The sequence below is a fragment of the Pseudomonas sp. DSV-1 genome, assembly GCF_035830915.1.
In the GTDB taxonomy this organism is placed as follows: domain Bacteria; phylum Pseudomonadota; class Gammaproteobacteria; order Pseudomonadales; family Pseudomonadaceae; genus Aquipseudomonas.
In genome coordinates this window covers 4,655,004-4,675,659 of record NZ_JAYMYG010000001.1, presented here as the reverse complement: position 1 = coordinate 4,675,659, position 20,656 = coordinate 4,655,004, and the positions used below count along the sequence as shown (strand labels likewise).

The 20,656-nt window shown below is 60.0% G+C and carries 19 protein-coding genes; 13 read left to right on the top strand and 6 right to left on the bottom strand.

The window, feature by feature from the left end:
* The first annotated feature begins 77 nt into the window (after positions 1-77).
* The 6 genes from VSQ83_RS21765 to VSQ83_RS21740 all read left to right on the top strand — a co-directional run bounded on the left by VSQ83_RS21765 (position 78) and on the right by VSQ83_RS21740 (position 7,300).
* Positions 78-686 carry a YqiA/YcfP family alpha/beta fold hydrolase gene (locus VSQ83_RS21765; protein WP_133076661.1) on the top strand — a complete coding sequence of 203 codons (609 nt, stop codon included), beginning with the start codon at positions 78-80 and terminating at the stop codon, positions 684-686.
* Between the two features lie 52 nt (positions 687-738).
* Positions 739-2,643, top strand: a complete 1,905-nt coding sequence (gene parE, locus VSQ83_RS21760; RefSeq protein ID WP_133076660.1) for a DNA topoisomerase IV subunit B — start codon at positions 739-741, stop codon at positions 2,641-2,643.
* Positions 2,643-3,623, top strand: a complete 981-nt coding sequence (locus VSQ83_RS21755; RefSeq protein WP_326427501.1) for an esterase-like activity of phytase family protein — start codon at positions 2,643-2,645, stop codon at positions 3,621-3,623. Before parE ends, VSQ83_RS21755 begins: the two co-directional genes overlap by 1 nt.
* A complete protein-coding gene (locus VSQ83_RS21750; protein WP_133076658.1) occupies positions 3,620-4,141 on the top strand; it encodes a retropepsin-like aspartic protease family protein in 522 nt (173 codons plus the stop codon). The genes VSQ83_RS21755 and VSQ83_RS21750 overlap by 4 nt, the downstream gene beginning before the upstream one ends.
* An 11-nt stretch (positions 4,142-4,152) precedes the next feature.
* The gene (gene parC / locus VSQ83_RS21745; RefSeq protein ID WP_133076657.1) at positions 4,153-6,417 is read left to right on the top strand and encodes a DNA topoisomerase IV subunit A; all 2,265 of its coding nucleotides are present in this window, start codon (positions 4,153-4,155) and stop codon (positions 6,415-6,417) included.
* Positions 6,418-6,595: 178 nt separating this feature from the next.
* Positions 6,596-7,300, top strand: coding sequence for a PqiC family protein (locus VSQ83_RS21740; RefSeq protein ID WP_219262140.1), 705 nt, complete (start codon positions 6,596-6,598; stop codon positions 7,298-7,300).
* 68 nt (positions 7,301-7,368) lie between these two features.
* On the opposite strand, the gene VSQ83_RS21735 is transcribed toward VSQ83_RS21740, so the two are convergent.
* Complete coding sequence (locus tag VSQ83_RS21735; RefSeq protein WP_133076655.1) at positions 7,369-8,919, bottom strand: AhpA/YtjB family protein; 1,551 nt, start codon at positions 8,917-8,919, stop codon at positions 7,369-7,371.
* A gap of 132 nt (positions 8,920-9,051) precedes the next feature.
* Here VSQ83_RS21735 and serB point away from each other — a divergent pair, with 132 nt between their 5' ends.
* On the top strand, positions 9,052-10,266 hold the full coding sequence (gene serB, locus VSQ83_RS21730) for a phosphoserine phosphatase SerB (protein WP_133076654.1): 1,215 nt from the start codon (positions 9,052-9,054) through the stop codon (positions 10,264-10,266).
* A 116-nt stretch (positions 10,267-10,382) separates the two neighbouring features.
* Here serB and asd read toward each other — a convergent pair whose 3' ends face one another.
* Genes asd through VSQ83_RS21715 form a run of 3 tightly spaced genes read right to left on the bottom strand, consistent with a single transcriptional unit; the run spans position 10,383 to position 13,649 of the window.
* Entirely contained in the window at positions 10,383-11,234 is an 852-nt protein-coding gene (asd, locus tag VSQ83_RS21725; protein WP_326427500.1) for an archaetidylserine decarboxylase, read from the bottom strand.
* A gap of 9 nt (positions 11,235-11,243) precedes the next feature.
* The gene (locus VSQ83_RS21720; protein WP_133076652.1) at positions 11,244-12,071 is read right to left on the bottom strand and encodes a rhodanese-like domain-containing protein; all 828 of its coding nucleotides are present in this window, start codon (positions 12,069-12,071) and stop codon (positions 11,244-11,246) included.
* 39 nt (positions 12,072-12,110) lie between these two features.
* A complete protein-coding gene (locus VSQ83_RS21715) occupies positions 12,111-13,649 on the bottom strand; it encodes an HDOD domain-containing protein (protein ID WP_326427499.1) in 1,539 nt (512 codons plus the stop codon).
* A 152-nt stretch (positions 13,650-13,801) separates the two neighbouring features.
* Between VSQ83_RS21715 and motA the strand changes: the two genes are divergently transcribed.
* Both motA and motB read left to right on the top strand, forming a co-directional pair.
* Complete coding sequence (gene motA / locus VSQ83_RS21710; RefSeq protein WP_219262136.1) at positions 13,802-14,653, top strand: flagellar motor stator protein MotA; 852 nt, start codon at positions 13,802-13,804, stop codon at positions 14,651-14,653.
* A 3-nt stretch (positions 14,654-14,656) separates the two neighbouring features.
* Positions 14,657-15,637 carry a flagellar motor protein MotB gene (motB, locus tag VSQ83_RS21705; RefSeq protein WP_326427498.1) on the top strand — a complete coding sequence of 327 codons (981 nt, stop codon included), beginning with the start codon at positions 14,657-14,659 and terminating at the stop codon, positions 15,635-15,637.
* 114 nt (positions 15,638-15,751) lie between these two features.
* Here the strand turns inward: motB and rsgA are convergent, their stop codons facing one another.
* Complete coding sequence (rsgA, locus tag VSQ83_RS21700; RefSeq protein ID WP_019826259.1) at positions 15,752-16,783, bottom strand: small ribosomal subunit biogenesis GTPase RsgA; 1,032 nt, start codon at positions 16,781-16,783, stop codon at positions 15,752-15,754.
* A 105-nt stretch (positions 16,784-16,888) separates the two neighbouring features.
* On the opposite strand from rsgA, the gene orn reads away from it, so the two are divergent.
* Together orn and VSQ83_RS21690 are read left to right on the top strand one after the other, a co-directional pair.
* Positions 16,889-17,431: an oligoribonuclease gene (gene orn / locus VSQ83_RS21695; RefSeq protein ID WP_133076648.1), complete on the top strand. Its 543-nt coding sequence runs from the start codon at positions 16,889-16,891 to the stop codon at positions 17,429-17,431.
* A gap of 146 nt (positions 17,432-17,577) precedes the next feature.
* Entirely contained in the window at positions 17,578-18,189 is a 612-nt protein-coding gene (locus tag VSQ83_RS21690; protein ID WP_133076647.1) for a trimeric intracellular cation channel family protein, read from the top strand.
* A 16-nt stretch (positions 18,190-18,205) separates the two neighbouring features.
* Here VSQ83_RS21690 and queG read toward each other — a convergent pair whose 3' ends face one another.
* Positions 18,206-19,273 carry a tRNA epoxyqueuosine(34) reductase QueG gene (queG, locus tag VSQ83_RS21685; protein ID WP_326397250.1) on the bottom strand — a complete coding sequence of 356 codons (1,068 nt, stop codon included), beginning with the start codon at positions 19,271-19,273 and terminating at the stop codon, positions 18,206-18,208.
* 62 nt (positions 19,274-19,335) lie between these two features.
* On the opposite strand from queG, the gene VSQ83_RS21680 reads away from it, so the two are divergent.
* Positions 19,336-20,196: an NAD(P)H-hydrate dehydratase gene (locus tag VSQ83_RS21680; RefSeq protein ID WP_133076645.1), complete on the top strand. Its 861-nt coding sequence runs from the start codon at positions 19,336-19,338 to the stop codon at positions 20,194-20,196.
* Positions 20,184-20,654 carry a tRNA (adenosine(37)-N6)-threonylcarbamoyltransferase complex ATPase subunit type 1 TsaE gene (gene tsaE / locus VSQ83_RS21675; RefSeq protein ID WP_048360336.1) on the top strand — a complete coding sequence of 157 codons (471 nt, stop codon included), beginning with the start codon at positions 20,184-20,186 and terminating at the stop codon, positions 20,652-20,654. The genes VSQ83_RS21680 and tsaE overlap by 13 nt, the downstream gene beginning before the upstream one ends.
* Positions 20,655-20,656: the final 2 nt, after the last annotated feature.

Genomic DNA, 20,656 nt, shown 5'->3' with positions numbered 1-20,656 from the left:
ATTGCCCCTGAGTCAGGCTAAACTGCGCGTCTTTCTTGATGCTGTGTTCAGCTTAATGTGTCTTCGGGGGTCATCGCATGTCGGGTTCCATCTTGTATATCCACGGGTTCAACAGTGCCCCCGAGTCCAAGAAGGCCACACAGTTGATCTCGGTGATGCAGCGCATGGGGCTTGCCGAGCAGCTGCGGGTGCCTGCCTTGCACCACCATCCGCGTGAGGCAATGGCCCAATTGCAGGCCGCAATCAGCCAGCTGGGCCGCCCATTGCTGGTAGGCAGCTCGCTCGGCGGCTACTATGCGACCTGGCTGGCCGAACAACATGGCCTCAAGGCCTTACTGGTCAACCCGGCCGTCAGCCCGCATCGGATGTTCGACGGTTATCTGGGCACGCAGACCAACCACTACAGCGGCCAAACCTGGGAATTGACCCACGATCACGTCCAGGCCCTGGCCGAACTCGAAGTGGCAGCCCCCCAAGACCCGCAGCGGTATCAGGTGTGGTTGCAAACTGGCGATGAAACCCTGGACTACCGCTACGCTGAAAAGTACTACGCGGCGTGTACATTACGTATTCAGGCGGGCGGTGACCACAGTTATCAAGGTTTTGCCCAGCAACTGCCTGATCTGTTGAATTTTGCAGGGATTGGCGCCGAACAGTTTCAAACCATCGACTTCGCGGCCCTCTGAGGCACCCGTCGAATGGCCCTTATTTTTCATTTACGACTAACGACGAGACCCTATGGCCACTCCCAGCGCTAGCTCTTATAACGCCGACGCCATCGAAGTCCTCTCGGGCCTCGACCCGGTGCGCAAACGCCCCGGCATGTACACCGACACCAGTCGGCCCAACCACCTGGCCCAGGAAGTCATCGACAACAGTGTCGACGAAGCCCTGGCCGGTCACGCCAAGTCGGTGCAAGTCATCCTGCACGCCGATCACTCGCTGGAAGTCAGCGATGATGGGCGCGGCATGCCTGTGGACATCCACCCTGAAGAGGGCGTGTCAGGTGTCGAGCTGATCCTTACCAAGCTCCACGCGGGTGGCAAGTTCTCCAACAAAAACTATCAGTTCTCCGGCGGCCTGCACGGCGTGGGGATTTCGGTGGTCAACGCGCTGTCGACACTGGTTCGGGTCAAGGTCAAGCGTGACGGCAATGAATACCAGATGACCTTCGCCGATGGCTATAAAGCGACCGATCTGGAAGTCATCGGTACGGTCGGCAAGCGCAACACCGGTACCAGCGTGTACTTCGCGCCGGACCCGAAGTACTTCGACTCGCCCAAGTTTTCGGTCAGCCGCCTCAAGCATGTGCTCAAGGCCAAGGCTGTACTGTGTCCGGGGCTGCTGGTCAGCTTTGAAGACAAAAACACCGGCGAAAAGGTCGAGTGGCATTACGAAGACGGTCTGCGCTCGTACCTGGTTGACGCGGTCAGCGAATTTGAACGCCTGCCCAATGAGCCGTTCTGCGGCAGCCTGGCCGGTAATAAAGAAGCCATCGACTGGGCTTTGCTGTGGCTGCCTGAGGGCGGTGACAGTGTTCAGGAAAGCTACGTCAACCTGATCCCCACGGCTCAAGGCGGTACACACGTCAACGGTCTGCGTCAGGGCTTGCTCGATGCGATGCGCGAGTTCTGCGAGTTCCGCAGCCTGCTGCCGCGCGGCGTGAAGCTGGCGCCCGAAGACGTGTGGGAGCGCATTGCGTTCGTGCTGTCGATGAAAATGCAGGAGCCGCAGTTCTCGGGGCAGACCAAAGAGCGTCTGTCCTCCCGTGAAGCGGCGGCGTTTGTATCGGGCGTGATCAAGGATTCCTTCAGCCTGTGGCTCAATGCCAATCCCGAGCTGGGCATGCAACTGGCTGAGCTGGCAATCAACAATGCCGGGCGCAGGCTCAAGGCCAGCAAGAAGGTCGAGCGCAAGCGGATTACCCAGGGGCCGGCCTTGCCGGGCAAGCTGGCCGACTGCGCCGGGCAGGACCCGATGCGTTCTGAACTGTTTCTGGTGGAAGGTGACTCCGCAGGCGGCTCGGCCAAGCAGGCACGAGACAAGGAATTCCAGGCGATCCTGCCGTTGCGCGGCAAGATCCTCAACACCTGGGAAGTTGACGGCAGCGAAGTCCTGGCCAGTCAGGAAGTCCATAACATCGCCGTCGCGATCGGTGTCGATCCGGGCGCGGCTGACATGAGCCAATTGCGTTACGGCAAAATCTGCATCCTTGCCGACGCCGACTCCGACGGTCTGCACATCGCCACCTTGCTGTGCGCGTTGTTCGTTCAGCACTTCCGTCCGCTGGTGGACGCCGGTCACGTTTACGTGGCGATGCCGCCGTTGTACCGCATTGACCTGGGCAAGGAGATTTTCTACGCCCTGGATGAAGCCGAGCGTGATGGCATCCTTGACCGACTGGTCGCCGAGAAAAAACGCGGCAAGCCACAGGTCACGCGATTCAAGGGGCTGGGTGAGATGAACCCGCCGCAACTGCGCGAAACCACGATGGACCCAAACACCCGTCGCTTGGTGCAACTGACCCTTGAAGACTTCGCCGCCACGTCAGAGATGATGGACATGCTGCTGGCCAAGAAACGCGCCGGTGACCGCAAGACCTGGCTTGAGTCCAAAGGCAACCTGGCGCAGGTGCTGACCTGATGCGCAGTGCCTTGCTGGGGCTGCTCTGGTTGGGTGCTGCGCCAGTAATGGCCAGCACCTGGCCAGAGTTGGTCATGCAGTCGGAGCATCCGGTAGAAGGCATGCGAGGTGGCAACCTGTCTGGCCTGGCCCTGTGCTCGGGTGAGTTGTGGGCGGTATCCGATCGTGATGACGATCAGATTTATCGTCTTGACCAGCGCTACCCCGAATGGAGCGCCGAGGCCCTGAACATCGATGTTCCGACGCCGCCCGAAAGCGGTTTGCCGTGGGGTGTACGCATGATGGGTAAAGCCATCAGCCCGTTGCGCGGCGGCAATCTGGATTTTGAAGGCATCAGCTGCGACGACGCGGGCAACCGTTATGTGGTCAGTGAAGCCCATGCGGCGGTGTTGCAAGTTCCGCCGGCAGGCCCACCGGTGTGGCTCAAGATCGACCCTTCGCTGGTCCGTCAGGCCCGGGCCAGCGGCATGCTGCTGCATTTCAATGCGCTGTTTGAAGGTATCGCCGTCAACCCGCAGGGCAACCAGATATGGCTGGCGGCCGAGCGCGAGCGCCGCGGCTTGCTGACGATCCGCAAAAAGCAGAGTGTGTGGGACTGCGAAAACGGTTGCGTATTGATGAGTGAAGGGGGGCTTGAACAGGCGCCGCCACAACTCAAGGCCAAGGCGCAGCAAAAGGATTTTGCCGACCTGGCGCTGTTCGAAGGCAAGCTGTTCACCCTTGAACGCATGGCCTACCGCATTTGTCGTCGTACCCTGGACACAGGTGAAATCGAACGCTGCTGGTCGTTTGCCAACGATGCATTGACCGACAACCGGCTATACAACAGTGGCTATGGCAATACCGAGGCCTTGAGCCTGGATGCCCAAGGTGCCTGGATCGGCGTCGATAACGGCAACCATGTACGCGCCGATGGCGAAAAACGCCCCATTGTCTGGCGCTTTGCTGCCCCGCAAGGTGGCTGGAGTGCCAAGTCATGAGCGAGCAAGCGCCGGGTAAAGGTGTGGGTCGGGTCTTTATGATTGTGGCCTGGTGTGCCGGTTTGTATCTGGCCGCGCAGTTTTTCGGGCGCTGGGAACAGCGTCAGGAAAACCCCAACACCGAAGTCTCCTCGCAACAGGGCGAGGGTTATATCGAAGTCAAACTGCTCGGCAACGCCCAGGGTCATTTTGTTGCCAGCGGCCGGATCAACAACGTGCCGGTGGAATTTTTACTCGATACCGGCGCCACCGATGTGGCGGTGCCGATGGAGCTGGCCAGGCAACTGGCATTGCCCAAAGGTGTCCCGGTGACGCTGAACACTGCCAATGGTCGCACTCAGGGCTATCAGACCCGCATCGACCGCCTGCAACTAGGCGCCATTGTGCTGCGCGACGTGCGTGCAGTGGCTGCTCCAGGGCTTGAAGGCGAGCAAGTGCTGCTGGGCATGAGTGCGCTGAAAAAACTTGAATTTACCCAGCGCGGCGGCACCATGCTGCTGCGCCAGACAACGAATTGAATGAGGTCCGCATGAGCGACTCCCTTGATCTCAGCCTGGACGGCGTAGAACGCCGGTCACTGGCCGACTTCACCGAACAGGCCTACCTCAACTACTCCATGTACGTAATCATGGACCGGGCCTTGCCGCACATCGGCGACGGCCTCAAGCCCGTACAGCGGCGCATTGTGTACGCCATGAGCGAGTTGGGCCTGGACGCTGATTCCAAGCACAAGAAATCGGCGCGTACCGTCGGTGACGTACTCGGCAAGTTCCACCCCCACGGCGACTCGGCGTGCTACGAAGCAATGGTGTTGATGGCGCAGCCGTTCAGCTACCGCTACACCCTGGTCGACGGCCAGGGCAACTGGGGTGCGCCGGACGATCCCAAGTCGTTCGCGGCCATGCGTTATACCGAAGCGCGCTTGTCCCGTTATTCCGAAGTGCTGCTCAGCGAACTGGGCCAGGGCACGGCGGACTGGGTGCCCAACTTTGACGGGACCCTCGACGAACCTGCGGTTTTGCCTGCGCGCTTGCCCAATATCCTGCTCAATGGCACCACCGGCATTGCCGTAGGCATGGCCACTGACGTGCCACCGCACAACCTGCGTGAAGTTGCCAGCGCGTGCGTGCGCTTGCTCGATGAGCCCAAGGCCACGGTCGAGCAGCTGTGCGAGCACATCCAGGGCCCGGACTACCCGACCGAAGCTGAAATCATCACCCCCCGTGCCGACCTGCTGAAGATCTATCAGACCGGCCGTGGTTCGGTGCGCATGCGTGCCGTGTATCACATTGAAGACGGCGACATTGTGGTCACTGCGCTGCCCCATCAGGTATCGGGCGCCAAAGTACTGGAGCAGATCGCGGCCCTGATGCAGGCCAAGCCAACCAAGCTGGCAATGGTCACCGACCTGCGCGACGAGTCCGACCACGAAAACCCGTGCCGTATCGTGATCATTCCGCGCAATAACAAAGTCGATCTCGACGAGCTGATGCAGCACTTGTTCGCCGTGACCGAGCTTGAGTCCACGTTCCGGGTCAACATCAACATCATTGGTCTGGACGGCAAACCGCAACTGAAAAACCTGCGCGCCTTGCTGGTGGAATGGCTGGAATTCCGGGTCAATGTCGTACGCCGTCGCTTACAGTTCCGCCTCGATAAAGTCGAGCGCCGCCTGCACCTGTTGGACGGATTGCTCACCGCCTACTTGAACCTCGATGAAGTGATTCACATCATCCGCACCGAGGAGCATCCCAAGGCCGAGCTGATTGCGCGCTTTGCCCTGAGCGAAATCCAGGCTGACTACATCCTCGACACGCGTCTGCGCCAATTGGCGCGCCTTGAAGAGATGAAGCTGCGCACCGAGCAGGATGCGTTGCGCAAAGAGCAAGCCAAGCTGAAAACCTTGCTGGGCAGCGAAACCAAGCTGAAAAAGCTGGTGCGTACCGAGTTGCTGGCCGATGCCGAAACCTATGGAGACGACCGTCGCTCGCCGATTGTGTCCCGTGCTGAAGCCAAGGCCCTGTCTGAAAACGAGTTGGTCCCGACTGAAGCCGTCACAGTTGTACTGTCGGAAAAAGGCTGGGTTCGTTGCGGCAAAGGCCATGACCTTGACGCAACCGGCCTGTCCTACAAGGCAGGGGATGGCTACAAGACAGCGGCCTCCGGACGCTCCAACCAGTTCGCGGTGTTTATCGACTCGACCGGGCGCAGTTACTCTGAGCCTGCTCACAAACTGCCCAATGCCCGTGGCCAGGGTGAGCCGTTGACCGGGCGCCTGACCCCGCCGCCGGGTGCGACGTTCGAGTGCGTGCTGTTGCCTGAAGACGATGCGCTGTACGTCATCGCGTCCGACGCCGGTTACGGTTTTGTGGTCAAGGGTGAAGACCTGCAAGCCAAGAACAAGGCCGGTAAAGCGCTGCTCAGCCTGCCTAAAGGGGCGCAAGTCATGCAGCCACGACCTGTGGCAGATCGCGAGCACAACTGGCTGGCGGCCGTGACCACGGAAGGTCGTCTGCTGATTTTCAAAGTCAGCGACTTGCCGCAACTGGGCAAAGGCAAAGGCAACAAGATCATCGGTATTCCCGGTGAGCGCGTGGCCAGTCGTGAAGAGTACGTGACCGACCTCGCCGTGCTGCCAGACAACGCCACGCTGGTATTGCAGGCGGGCAAGCGCACACTGTCACTCAAGGCTGACGACCTGGAGCACTACAAAGGCGAGCGCGGCCGTCGTGGCAATAAGCTGCCCCGTGGTTTCCAGCGTGTGGATGCCTTGTTGGTAGAAACGCCCAATTAAGGCTGTTTAGCGCCCCCGATCTGGGTTTTTACGCGCAGATCGGCGCGACAACGCTGGAGTCAGGTCCAATATTCGCGGATGATATGCCGCGTTTGCTGCACGGCTTATGGCAATGTGCTTGCGAACCTTTCGAGAATCACACTGTGGCTGGCCCTATGGCGGCCACCTGGATGGAATGATGAACGTTCTACGCCTTCCTTTAATTGCGTTGCTGACCGGTGTGCTGGGTCTGGCGGGGTGCACCACGCACCAGCCAGCGGCCTTGTACCAACTGGACAGCGGCGCCCCAGGCCAGCCCGCGCAAAGCGCCGGCATGGCCGTGGTACTTGGCCCGATCAGCGTGGCCGACTACCTGCAGCGTGAAACCCTGCTGCAACGTCAGCCCGATGGCAGTCTGAGTGCGGCCACTGATGGTCGATGGGCTGGCAGCCTGTCTTCGGATATCGATCAACTTCTGGTACGTCAACTGGCGTGGCGCCTGGACAGCCAGCGGGTTGTCCTGGCACCGGCTACGGCGGGCTTCAGCCCGGATGTGCAGGTGCTGTTGTCGATCACTCGCCTGGACTCGGGCAAGAACTTGCCTGCGGTGCTGGATGCGCAATGGCGTTTGATCGACCGTCGCGGTCAGGTGCGTGACAACCGCATTGTTCACCTGGAGCAGCCACACGGGGGCAGCACGGCGGATCAGGTCAAGGCTCAAGGTCAGTTGTTGCAACAGCTGAGCGAGCAATTGGCCGTGGCGCTCAAGCCACTGGCCAACCAGCCGCCGCTGGTTGAGATGCGCAAGCCCGAGACCAAGGCTGCACCGAAGCAGGGTGCGGAGAAACCTCGAATTCCGATGGCTTCACCGATCCGTACGGATATGGAAGTGTTTCGCTTCTGAGGCCGTAACCCGAAACAAAAAATCCCGCACATGTGCGGGATTTTTTTTGCCTCTACGGGAGCACGCCGTCAGCCACGATTCTCATGCATCCGCGCCAGTTGGCGCTCAAGCATGGATGGATACGGCTCCATCAGGCGCTCGACGCAGCAGGCACCTTCAGGGCTGGCAATCGGGCGGATACGGGCGCGCTGACGGATCAGAGGGTCGTCGCTGATCTTGCGCTCCACCAGCAGCAAGTTGCGGCTGTGTTGCGACAGCGCCAGGGCGTCCTGTGCGACTTCAGTCAGCAGCAAGTCAATCTGGCTCATGCCGTTCAGTCCTTCGCCCAGCACCAGACCCAGTTGCAATTGCAGGGTGATGCCGCTGTCCGCGACTTCGATCTGCAAGGCGTGACCCAGGGCCCGCAGCAGTTCGCCGCAGCAAATGGCGTTGGTCAGGTAATCGTCGCCGCTGTCTTCGCTATGGAACAGCATCAGCGTGCTGCCATCGTTGAGCGTATGCAGCTCGCTTTGATACAGCGAAGCTGCCTGGTTCAGGCAATCGCGATAGCGCTCCAGCAGTTCCATCAGGCGGGCGCGGGGCAGGCGACGCAGTTGTTCCTGTGCCCCCAGTTGCACCGCCAGTACGGCGCTTGGCTGTGGCGCAGCTGATACGACCTGTTTGGGCTTGGCCAGCGCAATCGGCGCAGCAGTGGCTGTGCTGGTGTCGCGCAAGTCAGCGAACGGGTCTTCGTCGTCGTTTTCGTCTTCTGCGGTGCTGACCAACTGCCGGGGAGCGGCTTTGGGAGCAGGCGCAGCAGGCGCTTCATCGAACGTCGGATCGCTCAGGTTGCGCACTTCGAAGGTCGGCTCGTTGTCTTCGGCTTCTTCGTAGTCGCTGTCGTCGTAGTCTTCTTCCGGTTCTGGCTCGGGTTCCGGCTCTGGCGCCGCAGGGGCGAGGCGGCTGTGAAGCTGGCGGGCCAGATCACCGATTTCATCCTGGCGCTGGATGGCCGGGGTGTAAGGATCGGGCTCGCGCAACCATACCCGCAATTGCAGCAGCGGCGTGGTGATGTGGCGTCCCAGTCGCAAGCTCAAGGCCAGGGCCAGGGCGAGCAGAATGGCGCTCAAAATGCCCATGCTCTGCAGGCTGATGGTCATCGGCTGCTCAAACTGGTGCATGTCCAGGCTGATGCGCAGATGCCCGGCGGTCACATCCTGAAAGGTGATCTTGGTCTGATACACGCCTTCGGTTTCGCCCAGCAAGCCGTTTTTGGGACGCTGGCCGGCTTCGGCGAGGATCCGGTTATCGACGCTGTAGATAGCCGCGTGGGCCACCAGCGGGTTTTTGGTCAGGTTGTTGAGCAGCACGTTGAGACTGAGGATGTCATTGGACACCAGCAGCTCGGTCGCCGAGGTGGCGGTTTGTGTGGTCAGGCTCTGACCCAGGGCATCTGCCTGCTCGTGCATGGCCTGCTTGAATTGCAGTCCCATCACCACGGCATAAATGACCAGCGCCAGGGCGACCAGGATCACGTTATGGCTGGCGATACGCAGAGCAATCGGAACGCGGCGATCACGCAGGGCCCGGAAGATCAACAGGAAGAAATTATCGGTTTTGACAGGCAATGGCCGGTTCACTGAGCGCGGCTCTTAGTCCGTTAAGTTGGTGCGCAGTATAGCGAGCAGCCTGAAGGCGGCAAAGCCTTGGCGGTGCCCGATGGTCACTGAAAGTGGGTAGAATGCGTTTTTTTTAGCGAATGGGGGTGTGCCTTGCGCGAAATCGTCCTGATAAACATCACAGGTGAGGACCGTCCGGGTCTCACTGCGGCCATTACTGGTGTATTGGCCAGCAATGGTGTGAATATTCTCGACATCGGTCAGGCCGCTATCCATGGCGTTTTGTCGTTGGGTTTTCTGGTGGAAATTCCACAAGCAGAGCTGGTTTCGGCGGTGCTCAAAGACCTGCAGCCATTGATCGCCCAAGAGGGACTGCAACTGCGTTTTGACCCGATCAGCGAAGAGCATTACCAGCGCTGGGTCAATGAGCAAAGCCAGACCCGTCATGTGGTGACGCTGATGAGCCGCCAGGTGACTGCCCATGAGTTGCAGCGCGTGACATCGGTGATCAGCCAGCACGGTTTGAACATCGAACAGACTGATCGCTTGTCTGGCCGTGTACCGCTGGACGCCCCGACGCAGTTGAGCAAAAGTTGCATCGAACTGCGTGTGTGCGGCGAGCCTGCGGATATTGACGCGCTACGTGCCGATTTCTTCAACCTGGCCCAAGAGCTGGGTGTTGATATCGCGCTTCAGGAAGACACCCTGTTCCGCCGCAATCGCCGTCTGGCGGTGTTCGACATGGACTCGACCCTGATAGAAGCCGAAGTGATCGACGAGTTGGCCAAGGCTGCGGGCGTGGGTGACCAGGTGGCTGCAATCACCGAACGCGCCATGGCCGGTGAGCTGGACTTCAAGGCCAGCTTCAAGGAGCGCATGGCACTGCTCAAAGGTCTGGATGTGGGCGTGCTGGATGCCATCGGTGCCTCGCTGCGCCTGACCGAAGGCGCCGAAGTGCTGTTCGCGGAACTCAAGCGCTTGGGCTACAAGACCGCCATCCTGTCGGGCGGCTTCACGTATTTTGCCAAGCAGGTACAGGCGAAGCTGGGCATCGACTATGTGTTCGCCAACGAGCTGGAAGTGGTGGATGGCAAGGTGACCGGTGTTGCGGTTGAGCCGATTGTCGACGCACAGCGCAAGGCGGACTTGCTGCGTGAGCTGGCGCAAAAGGAAGGCTTGAGCCTGGAGCAGACCATTGCGGTCGGTGATGGTGCCAACGACTTGCCGATGCTGGCAATTGCCGGGCTGGGTGTGGCATTCCGCGCCAAGCCACTGGTTAAAAAATCGGCCAGACATGCCATTTCGACTCTGGGCCTGGATGGTGTGCTGTACCTGCTGGGCCAGCGCGACCGTAACAGCCAGGGCTAGTGAGTACGTGTAGTCGCTGCCGCAGGCTGCGATAAGGCCCGCAGGGCCTTCGCTTTTAATACAAAAGCGGGGGCCGCTTCGCAGCCCATCGCAGCCTTCGGCAGCGACTACATTATTTACTCACCGATCTTCTGCCCCATCATCACCGGCGTTCCCGCCGCCAGGCCTTCAGCCCACTTCACTTGATCGGCACCGAACAGCACGATTGCAGTCGAACCCAGTTTGAAGCGACCCAGCTCGGCACCTTTTTCCAGGTGGATCGGCGCACGTGCAGCTTCGTCGTAGCGGAAGGTTTTCAGCTCGCGTTTAGGCGGCGTGACCAGGCCGGCAAATACGGTTTCAATCGACGCCACGATCATGGCACCCACCAAAATCACGGCCATCGGGCCGCGTTCGGTATCAAAGATGCACACGGCACGCTCGTTGCGGGCAAACAGCTCCGGCACGTTTTCGGCGGTAGTCTGGTTAACCGAGAACAGGCGGCCCGGCACGTAGATCATCTCGCGCAAGGTGCCTGCCAACGGCATGTGTACGCGGTGGTAATCCTTTGGCGACAGGTAGATGGTGGCAAAGTCGCCGCCCATGAACTGTGCTGCCACAGCGGCATCGCCACCCACCAGTTCCAGCACGCTGTAGCTGTGGCCTTTGGCCTGGAACACGCGACCATGTTCAATCGGGCCCAGTTGGCTGACAGCGCCATCGGCAGGGCTCAACACGGCGTCCGGAGTTTGATCCAGCGGGCGGGCGCCGTCTTTCAGGGCGCGGGTGAAGAAGGCATTGAAGTGCTCGTAGGCGGTAACGTCTTCAACCAGTGCCTGGGACATGTCCACTTGGTAACGCTTGGCGAACCAGGTTGTGAATGCATTCTTGAACCAGCGCACGCGGCACTCGGCAATGCAGCCGGCCAGGCGTGACAGCAGGTGATGCGGCAACAGGTACTGGCTGAGGAGGAACAAACGCGTTTTCATTCAAGGTCCTTAATTTTTTACAGGCAGCTCGACAGGGGTATCGGGATGGTTGCCCCATTCGCCCCAAGAGCCGGCGTAGCCTTTGACGCGCGGATAACCGAGCGATTTGGCAACGAGATAAGTAAAGCCAGAACGGTGGTGAGTCTGGCAGTGGGTAATCACTTCTTTGTCTGGCGTGATGCCCAGATCCTTGAGGATCTGCGCCATGTCAGTGCGGATACGCAGGTTGCGGGTTTTATCCATGCCTGCGGTCCATTCAAAATTCTTCGCGCCGGGGATATGCCCACCCTTGGCGGCGAGCACTTTTTCGCCCGTGTATTCGGCTTCGCTGCGCGCATCCCAGATCGCCAGATCCGGGGCGCCCAAACGGCTTTGCAGGTACTCGCGGGTTGCGGTGGGTTCATCGTGCAGAGTCAGTGCCACCGGGCCACCGGCTGCAGCGGGTACATCCTGGCTGACGGCGTAACCGTCACCTGTCCATGCGTGAATGCCGCCATCCAGATAGTGATAAGCCTTGTGTCCGATCACATCCAGCAGCCAGATGAAGCGCCCGGCCCAGCCGCCGCCTTCGTCGTCATACACGACGTAGACCGCATCGGGGTTGTGCCCCAACTCGCCGAACAACGCTTCGAGCGCCGCCTGGGTCGGCAGCAGGCCGGGCGCCGGTGGCAGCCCCAGTTGCGTGCGCTTCGGGTCGACGAAGCGAGCCCCCGGAATATGCCCGGCTTCGTAACGCGCGACGCTGGTCAAGTCGACCACGATCAGTTCGGGAGCGTTGAGCCGGGCGAACAGGTCGCTTGGTTCAATCACTAACGGCAAGCCAGAGAAGCCAGGCATGTGAAGCCTCCAGAGCAAAAAAGGGGGGGGATTGTAGCGCTAGCGCCCGCGACTACTAAAGCTATTCAGGGCTTTCTCGATGCATTGGGCCGTTTTGCCGAATGCCTGCACGCTGGTTTCCGAAAAGGGTCCGCCGCCCTGGTCTGCCAGTACCAGCATGACCACGCGGCCGTTGTTGCTCAGAGAGCGTAACAGTAGATGCTCGCCAGGGAACAGGCTGCGCAGGCTGTAGGGTAAAACCGCGGATATGACGCCATTGTTCTCGGGTGTCAGGCGTACCTGAGCCGGTTGCGCCATCAAGCGCTGGAGTGCGGTGCTCTCGTTGATGGTGATGTTCAGGTCGAAGGCTGTCTTTGCCAGTCCGGCTATCTGATTCACGCTCAGGGCGGTTGAGGTCTTGTCGGGTGTCAGCAGCATCACTCGGCGCATGCCGCACGCCAGCAGGGCTTCGCGGGCGCAAGTGGTCAGGTGCATCGGGTTGCTGAATGCGCTGGGTTGCTCGAGCAATTGCCCGCAATGTCTGCGCCACGCCGCCAGCGCCTCGGCCGAGGGGGGCGGCGCGGCCAGCGAGCTGTGGCGGGTGCGGCGTGCATCCCATGGCCAGAGCAGCGCCTGGGCCGGGTGCCAGAGTTCTGGCATCGAGTGATAGCGCCCGCTGTTTACCGCGTGCTGGTGCACTTGCTGTTGTATGTCATCCAGCGGCATTTGCAGGTACAGGCTGGTGACGTACTGCCAGCGCAAGTTGTGCGGCGTGTCCCATGCCTGTTGCGCTGAAAGTGCCAGGCAGTTGGCCAGCAGCACGCTGTTGGCGGGCTGGTTGAACCAGCGGCGCAGCTCGGGATCGGCGTCCAGGTCCTGTTGCTGGCGCAGCGGATGATGAGTGTCGCGGGCAATGTGCAGCACCTTGACCAGCGTGCGGCGCTCGTCGGTGATGACCGTATAGCCCTGCATCACCCAGGCGGGCAATCGCCAGAGTTCGGCCAGCGTGCGGCAGATATCAAACAGCGGAACACCAAATAGCTCCAGCTCGACCTTTTTGGCGCATTCCCCTTGCTCGATCACCCGTCGCTCCCAGGCTTCAAGCAGCAGCGGGTGAGTGAGCGCCAACGCCCATAACGGCGACAGAAACAGCAGGCTGCTCCAGTAGATTTCTTGCCAGAGGCGCGCCAGGCGATTGCCGAACAGCCCGATTGCTTGTTGTGCGGCGTGCTGGCTGATGAGCTGGATTTGTCGATAGGCCATCGGGATGTCTTCGATCGCCAGTGCGGGTACGCGTTCGAGCAACACTTGGGTGCGCTTGAGGCCCAGGCGGTTGATGGCCACTTCAAGGCTTTCGGCAGGCTCGCTCAGGCTGCTCTGGACGTGTTGGTTGGCCTCGCGGATCAGCCTCAGCGCCAGCGCCGGACTGTCCTGCATGACCTCGGCAATTTCGCGTAATGAGCGGCGACTGTCGTTGATCGTCTTGAATACGCGCTCATGGCTGTTTTGCGGGATCGGCAAATCAACAGCGTCCAGGCGTGATACCCAGGCATCCAGAGTAGTGGGTGTTGATGTCGGTGCGCAGGTTTCGTTGGCCATTAGGGGAACGCGATCATCATCGATTGTGGAGGTCGAATGGATTTTCGGCTTTGCCGGCTATAGTCTGGCGCAGATTCGCCGATAAGGAGAAGAAGAGTTTTAGCTTCGCTGGAATATGACCTTGAACCCGACTCAGTAAGTACTTTTTATCTATGGCTAAAATTATCGGCATCATTGTCGTGTTCGCGAGTGTGCTTGGCGGATACGTGCTTTCTCACGGCAAAATCGGTGCGTTGATTCAGCCGTTCGAGGTTTTGATCATCGGTGGGGCGGCCTTTGGCGCGTTCCTGCAAGCCAACCCCGGCTACATGACCATGCACGTGATCAAAAAATCACTCAGCATGTTTGGATCACGCTTCTCCCACGCTTTTTATCTGGAAGTGCTGGGGCTGGTTTACGAGATTCTCAATAAAAGTCGCCGCGAAGGCATGATGGCCATCGAAAGCGATATTGAAGACGCGGCCGCCAGCCCGATCTTCTCCAAGTACCCCACTGTCCTTAAGGATGAGCGCATGACGGCGTTTATCTGCGATTACCTGCGCATCATGTCGTCGGGCAACATGGCGCCCCACGAGCTCGAAGGGCTGTTTGACATGGAGCTTTTCAACCTCAAGGAAGAGCTGGAGCATCCTTCCCATGCCGTGACCGGGATCGCCGACGGCATGCCCGGTTTCGGCATTGTGGCGGCGGTGCTGGGTATTGTCGTGACGATGGCCTCGCTGGGTGAGGGCGATCAGGCCGCAATCGGCATGCACGTTGGTGCCGCGCTGGTGGGGACGTTCTTCGGTATTTTGGCCGCCTATGGCTTCTTCGGTCCGCTGGCGACGTCCCTGGCCCACGATGCCAAGGAAGAAATCAACGTTTACGAGTCGATCAAGGCTTCCCTGGTGGCCTCGGCCTCGGGCATGCCGCCGTCGCTTGCCGTCGAGTTCGGTCGTAAAGTGCTGTACCCCAAGCATCGACCGAGCTTTTCCGAGCTTGAACAAGTGGTTCGCGGTCGCTGAGTTATGGAAAACAACCAGCCCATCATCATCAAGCGCGTAAAGCGCTACGCCGCAGGCCATCACGGTGGCGCCTGGAAAATTGCCTTTGCTGACTTCGCCACGGCGATGATGGCGTTCTTTTTGGTGATGTGGCTGATGACGGCCGCCACGCCAGAGCAAAAGATCGCCATTGGCGGCTACTTCAAAGACCCGATCGGTTTCAGCGAAAGCGGCACACCGTACATCATCGACCTGGGCGGCACGCCCGCGCTGGCGCCGGACAACACCCTCAATCCCGAAGAGAAACTGCAGCCTCAGCCCGACAAGATCAAAGTCGATGCCGATCAGGTTGAAAACATGGCGGAGCAGGTCGAGAAAGAACGTCTCGAACTGCTGCTTCAGGAGTTGCAGAACAAGGTCGAAGAAAACCCGCAACTGCGTAAATTCAAGGATCAGTTGCTGTTTGAAATCACTCCGGACGGTTTGCGGATCCAGATCATGGACGCCGAAAATCGCCCGATGTTTGATGTGGGCAGCGCGCGGCTAAAGCCTTACTTCGAAGATATTTTGCTGGCCATGGCCGACACGATCAAAGCGGTGCCGAACAAAGTCAGCATCAGCGGCCACACCGATGCCATGCCCTATGCGGGAGGTGGCGATTACGGCAACTGGGAATTGTCGGCCAACCGTGCCAATGCGGCCCGGCGTGCCTTGGTGGCGGGTAGCTACCCTGATGCGCAGATTGCGCGGGTGGTGGGGTATGCGTCGTCAGTGCTGTTCGACAAGGCCAACCCCTATAACCCGATCAACCGTCGAATTGACATCGTGGTGCTGACCAAAAAGGCCCAGCAGGCGATTGAAGGTGAGCAGGGTGTGGAGCCGGTTAAGGCCCAGGAGTTGCCCAAGGCTGCGATCGATCCGATCCAGTTGCCCGCCGACAAACAGCCACTGCCGATGCATGAAGAGCGCCAGAAGCTGAATCTGTTTGACGACAAGGCACCGTAACCTTGTAGTCGCTGCCGCAGGCTGCGATAAGGGCCGAAGGACCTTCGCTCTTGAAAAGCGCGACCCCTTCGGGCCCGATCGCAGCCTGCGGCAGCGACTACATCGTTACGTGGCTTAGTAGCTCGACTCGGGCAAGCTGGCAATGATCGAGCGATAGCTGTTCATGCGCTGCTGTTGAACGCGGCCATCTTCCAGGGCCATCAACAATGCACAGCCAGGCTCGCGGTCGTGTTTGCAGTCGCGGAAGCGGCAGGTGCCGATCAAGTCGTTGAACTCGATAAAGCCCGCCTCGACATCGGCCCGGCTCACGTGGCCCAGGCCGAACTCGCGGATACCCGGTGAGTCGATCAACTCGCCGCCACCCGGGAAGTGGAACAACCGCGCCGTGGTAGTGGTGTGTGTGCCCTGGCCCGAGACTTCCGACAGCGGCCCGACCCGCAGGTTGACCTCTGGCAGCAGGCTGTTGACCAAGGACGACTTGCCCACGCCCGACTGACCCACAAACACGCTGATATGGCCGTCCAGTTGCGCTTGCAACTGCTGCATGCCATCACCGTGGTGCGCCGACACTTCCAGCACCGGATAACCCAGCTGGCGATAAACCCCCAGCAACGCATTGAGCGCCGGTGAGTTTTGATCGTCGATCAAGTCAGCCTTGTTGAGCAGCAGCAGCGGACGAATCCCCGCGTGCTCGGCGGCGACCAGGTAACGGTCGATGAGGTTGGCATGGGGCTCGGGCATGGGCGCGAACACAATCACGATCATGTCGACGTTGGCAGCGACCGGCTTGAGCTGACCACGGCTGTCCGGGCGGCACAGTTCGGTTTTACGCGGCAGTTGGGCGACGATGACGCCGATGCCCTGGTTGCCGGCGCGCCATACAACCGTGTCGCCGGTCACCAGTGCGGGCAGGTTTGCGCGCAGGTGGCAGCGGAACATCTGGCCTTTAAGCTCGCCTTCCTGGGCTTCGACTTCGACCTGCACACCAAAGTGCGCGATCACCAGGCCGAGTTGCTCGGGGCCTAAATCGCCGCCCTCAAGCGCTTCGACGGCACTGGATTCGCGTTTGGCGGCGCGGGCAGCGCGCTCGCCCTGGATCTTTTCGATGCGCCAATTCTGACGACGATTGAGCTGGCGTTTGGCCATGGGTGTTCCGTGTTGATAAAACGATAAGAAGGGTAAACGCAGGCGAGTTTAGCACGAGGGCTGCACGCCTAAGCTAAACTGCGCAACCAAGCACTGGAGGCCATTATGCAAAACGCGCAGAACCTGATCTGGATCGACCTGGAAATGACCGGTCTGGACCCTGACAACGACGTCATTATCGAAATGGCCACCATCGTTACCGACAGCAACCTCAATACCCTGGCTGAAGGTCCGGTCATCGCCATCCACCACAGCGATGAAGTGCTGGCCCGCATGGACGAATGGAACACCCGCACCCACGGTGGCAGTGGCCTGACCCAGCGCGTCAAAGACAGCACCACCACCATGGCCGAAGCCGAGGCGCAAACCATCGCGTTTCTTGAACAGTGGGTACCCAAAGGCAAGTCGCCGATCTGCGGCAACAGCATCTGTCAGGATCGCCGCTTCCTGTACACCCACATGAAAGCGCTTGAAAGCTACTTCCACTACCGCAACCTGGACGTTTCGACGCTCAAGGAACTGGTCGCGCGCTGGGCACCTGAAGTGCGCGACAGCCTGGTGAAGAAAGGCACGCACCTTGCGCTGGACGACATTCGCGAGTCGATCGCCGAACTGCAGCACTACCGCAAGCATTTCATCAAATTCTGATCGTAACGTTGTAGTCGCTGCCGAAGGCTGCGAGCTGTTCAGATCTCAGGTTCGCAGCCTTCGGCAGCGACTACAAAGTTACGCCCCCTTTTGGTGCCAATGCCAACTGAGAGTAGACTGCGCGCCTTCTTGCAAGGATCGCTGCCATGTTGCTGATGCTCTATTTAGTTGCCATTACTGCCGAAGCCATGACCGGGGCGCTGTCTGCCGGGCGTCGGGGCATGGATTGGTTCGGCGTGGTGCTGATTGCCTGTGTCACGGCGCTAGGCGGCGGCTCGGTGCGCGACGTACTGTTGGGGCATTACCCGCTGACCTGGGTCAAACACCCGGAATACCTGGTCTTGACTACCTTTGCCGCGCTGGTGACGATCTTTATCGCGCCATTAATGCGCCATTTGCGCTCGCTGTTTTTGGTGCTCGATGCCCTGGGGCTGGTAGCGTTTACCCTGATTGGTTGCATGACTGCGCTGGAAATGGGCCAAGGCATGCTGGTGGCCTCGGTGAGCGGGGTCATCACCGGGGTATTTGGCGGCATCCTGCGGGACATCTTCTGCAACGACATCCCGCTGATCTTCCGTCGCGAGCTGTACGCCAGCGTATCGTTTGCCGCAGCCTGGTGTTTCTTGCTGTGTACCTGGCTCGAAATGCCCAACGAGCAGGCTATTTTCGTGACCTTGTTCGGCGGGCTACTGCTGCGTTTGTTGGCGATCCGCTTTAACTGGGAAATGCCCAAGTTCGTTTACAACGACGAGCATTAAGCAATTGCGGGAGTGGTCAGGCGCGCTTGGCGTGTTGTGCCAGCGCCCACTCCACATGTTCCTGCACCAGCTCGGACGGGTAGTCGCGCCGCGCCTTCAAGGCTTCAAGCACCGGGATCGTCGACGGCGCATTGCCCAGCCCCACTGCCAGATTGCGCAACCAGCGCTCGTACCCTGCCCGGCGTAGAGGGGAGCCCTCGGTGCTGCTCAGGAACGTGTCTTCATCCCACATAAACAGCTCGGCCAGCCCGGCGTTGTCCAGGTTGTGCCTTGGCTTGAAGTCGCCTTCTGCCGTAGTGCGGGCAAAACGGTTCCACGGACAGACAATCTGGCAATCATCACACCCGAACACCCGGTTGCCGATCATTGAGCGCAGCTCTTCGGGGATCGCGGTTTTCAGCTCGATGGTCAAGTACGAAATGCACTTGCGCGCATCCAGTACATAGGGGCCGACAAAGGCATTGGTGGGGCAAATGTCCAGGCAGGCAGTGCAGCGTCCGCAGTGCTCTGTCTCGTGGGGAGGATCGACCGGCAGCGGCAAGTCGACAAACAACTCGCTCAGGAAGAAATAGCTGCCCGCCTTGCGATTGAGCACCAAAGTGTTTTTGCCGATCCAGCCCAGGCCAGCCTGCTGCGCAATGGCTTTTTCCAGGACCGGGGCGCTGTCGACAAAGGCGCGAAAGCCAAACGGGCCGATGTCTTTCTGGATGCGGTCGGCCAGTTGCTGCACGCGCTTGCGGATCAGCTTGTGGTAATCGCGACCCAGGGCGTAGCGCGACACGTAGGCTTTTTCAGGCTGGGCCAGCAGCTGCGCCATGTGGGTGTCGCCGGGCAGGTAGTCCATGCGCAGGGACACCACGCGCAATGTGCCGGGGACCAGTTCTTCGGGATGCGAACGCTTGCTGCCGTGGGCAGCCATGTAGTCCATGTCGCCGTGGTAGCCAGCATCGAGCCAGCGTTGCAGATGGTGTTCGTGTTCTCCAAGGTCGAGGCCGGCAATGGCGACTTGTTGAAAGCCCAGCTCGCGGCCCCATTCCTTGATGGACTGAGCGAGAGCGGGGAGGTCGGCAGTAATAGCAGGCATGAGGCAAGAGAAACCGGAGCTGAGATGCGTATAATTCTGCCAGACATCGGAGCCCGACACGTATGCCGCAGACCAAACACCTTTTAGCTGACCCCAAAGCCCTTTGCGCAGATAACCTGCCGCGACTGCCTGTGCGGGCCCCAGGCGCCCACAAAGGCCAGTTCGGCCATGTGCTGCTGGTGGGTGGGGATCGCGGGTTTGGCGGCTCGATTACCCTGAGTGCCCAGGCTGCACTACGCTGTGGCGCTGGCCTGGTATCACTGGCCACGCGTCCCGAGCACGTGGCGGCCGCTCTGGTGCAGGTGCCTGAAGTGATGACACTTGGCGTGTCGTCAGCCAATCAGTTGATGGGTGTGCTGGCGCAGGCTTCGGTGGTTGTGGTGGGCCCGGGTTTGGGGCAGGCCCCCTGGGGGCGTAGTCTGTTGTCGGCAGCTGCGCAGGCAAAAATGCCTCAGGTGTGGGATGCCGATGCGCTGAATCTGTTGTCCAACGCAGTCATTGGGCTGGCGTCCGGCTCGGTGATCACCCCGCACCCGGGCGAAGCCGCGCGGTTGCTGGGCATCAGTACCGGGCAAGTACAGGCAGATCGCCCGGCAGCGGCCCGAGCGCTGGTTAAAAAATATTCAGTGGTCTGCGTCCTTAAAGGAGCAGGCACTCTGGTTGCAGGGTTGGACGGTGAATTGGCCATTTGCAATCAGGGACACCCTGCCATGGCTACGGCCGGTTTGGGGGATGTGCTGGCAGGCGTGATTGGCGCGCTGCTGGCCCAGGGCATGAGCGCCTTCGATGCGGCGTGCCTGGCGGTGTGGCTGCATGCCCGCGCCGGAGAACAACAGGGACAATTGGGCCGTGGGCTGGCGGCCAGTGATTTGATTCCAGTCATTCGTCAGTTGTTGGAGGAACACGCACCGTGCACGAAATAACACTGCAACTGGACGATGAAGAGGCAATGACCGCCTTTGGCGCGCGCCTGGCGACCGTGACTCAAGGTCATGGCCTGATCTTTCTGGACGGTGATCTGGGGATGGGCAAGACCACCCTGTCACGAGGCTTGATTCGCGGCCTTGGGCACACCGGCTCGGTTAAAAGTCCGACCTTTACGTTGGTTGAGCCTTATGAAATTGGCGATATTCGCGCCTTTCATTTTGATCTGTACCGTCTGGTCGACCCTGAAGAGCTCGAATATATGGGGATTCGCGATTATTTCGACGAAGACGCCCTATGCTTGATTGAATGGCCCGATAAAGGTGCAGGCTTTTTGCCAAAGCCTGACCTGACCATTACCATTAGCCCGCACAACACCGGGCGTTTGCTGAAGCTGACGCCCCAAGGTTCACGTGGCGAGTCTTGGTGTGCCGCATTGGCACCGGAATACAAATAATG